General features: G+C 60.6%; 3 protein-coding genes and 1 pseudogene. All 4 read right to left on the bottom strand.

All coding sequences use genetic code 11. The features are described 5' to 3' along the window. Positions 1–407 (bottom strand): annotated as a pseudogene (locus tag AC1DS6_RS42490) (ABC transporter ATP-binding protein); the annotation flags it as partial. Between the two features lie 84 nt (positions 408–491). Then, positions 492–839, bottom strand: coding sequence for a hypothetical protein (locus AC1DS6_RS42485; protein WP_477104789.1), 348 nt, complete (start codon positions 837–839; stop codon positions 492–494). A gap of 21 nt (positions 840–860) precedes the next feature. Beyond that, positions 861–1,505, bottom strand: a complete 645-nt coding sequence (locus AC1DS6_RS42480; protein ID WP_477104788.1) for a hypothetical protein — start codon at positions 1,503–1,505, stop codon at positions 861–863. 86 nt (positions 1,506–1,591) lie between these two features. Next, a partial coding sequence (locus AC1DS6_RS42475) for an IS4 family transposase (RefSeq protein WP_477104756.1) occupies positions 1,592–1,721 on the bottom strand: 130 nt, incomplete at its 5' end.

Here is a 1,721-nt window from a genome sequence, read left to right as displayed (position 1 = left end):
CCCGTCTCGATCACATACCCATAGTCCGCCACCTGCAGCGCCGCGCGTGCGTTCTGCTCGATCAGCAGTGTCGCCACACCGGTCTTGCGCAGGTCGTTGATGATGTGGAAGATTTCCTTCACGATCAGCGGCGCCAGCCCGAGGCTTGGTTCATCCAGCATCAGCAGTTGCGGCTTGGCCATCAGCGCGCGGCCCACCGCCAGCATCTGGCGCTCGCCGCCGGACAGCGTGCCGGCATCCTGCTTCGCCCGCTCCTTCAGGCGCGGGAACAAGCCGTAGACCACTTCCATCTGGTCGAGAAAGTTCTTCTCCCCGGCGCGCTTGCGACGATACGCCCCCAGCACCAGGTTGTCCGCCACGCTCATCGAGCCGAACAGCTCGCGCTTCTCCGGCACCAGGCACATGCCGCATCACGCTTGGGCCGCGTATTTGCTAGCTGCTTGTCATCCTTTTTGACGTCCGCGATCTTGAACGCATCCTTGAGAGAATCCTCAATCAGCGTGTCGTAATTCGTGGTCCAGTAGACAGGAATAGGCAAGCGCGTCAGGATTTTGTGCGTCTCCGACAGTTCGCCCTGATGAGAAAACTCCTCCAGTATTTTTTGTAATCCCGGATCGGTTGCCGCGATGACTCACGTGATACTGGGCCAGCGATATCAGATCGTGCTCTTTATCCACGCTCAGGCCGAGCTCAGCCGCGATATCACTAAGGAGCGATGGCCAGTCCACATAACCCACGCTCTTCGACATGCCAGCGCCCGCAAAAATCGCGACGTTCTTGTTGGCCAGGTCCGAGACAAATTCCTTGATGAAGGCCTCGATGGCGCGATCAAATTTCATATTCTTCTCGATTGACGTTCTTTACATCTCGCTAAAGATGGCCCGGTCCCGCAGGTAGCCACCGCCCTCCCGCCGCGTGTTGGTCTGGCTCACGATCACCCAGTCGCGCAGGTCTCCGACATCCGCATCGGTCTGCACCGGGAAGACGGCGGCAATCTCTGCCTTGCAATTCGGCCCCTGGCCAACCTCCGGCGGTGTCATCCGGCGGTCGATCCAGGCCTGGTTTTCCTTGTAGATCTTCACCTCGAACCCGCTGAGCGGCCGGTTGGCCGCATGCTTGCGGCACACATTCTCGATGGCCGTGTTGCGATCGAGCTCGGTCACGGCGCCTGCCATGTAGAAGCCCGCCAGCGAGTCATGCATGTGGTCCTCGAACAGCGCATGGCAGCCATCCGGCGGCGGCACAGGATCTTCAAAGTGGGACATCGCAGCGGTCTCAAACGGCGTCAGCGCTTTGGCCATATTGGCGGCGAGTACCTGCATCAGGTTGGCCCCGGCACGCTCCTGGGGCGACAGCATGAGCGGGTTGCGATCCCCATAAGGGGAACGATCGGGCGCGGCCCGGTATCGCACCAGTACCAGGTCGCCCTTGAGGCGGTCATTCGATTCCTGCAGGTCGGTCTGGTCCTGGGGATTGGACGCGAGGTAGAAAGGGCGCTGTTCCAAACGCCGCAGCAGCCACGCACGCCACTGGAAAAAGCGCGCGTAGTGCTGGCTGAGCTGCTCGTTATAGGCATCTCCTTATACAGAAGTCATGAGTCCTCAGCCCGTAGCGCCAGGATCATGAACGCAGCATCCATGGTTCGCTGCATGCCGATCCAGATCGTTTTGGCGCCGGGCTCGCCATCACTCTTGCGGCCCAGGAAACCACCCAGTGACGCG

This window comes from Cupriavidus sp. 05L310, from assembly GCF_056398185.1.
Note: the sequence above shows the minus strand (reverse complement) of the source record. Positions and strands in the feature narration are given on the sequence as shown.

Coding starts and splice junctions, on each gene's coding strand:
- AC1DS6_RS42485 (WP_477104789.1), bottom strand. CDS start 839: ATGAAATTTGATCGCGCCATCGAGGCCTTCATCAAGGAATTTGTCTCG.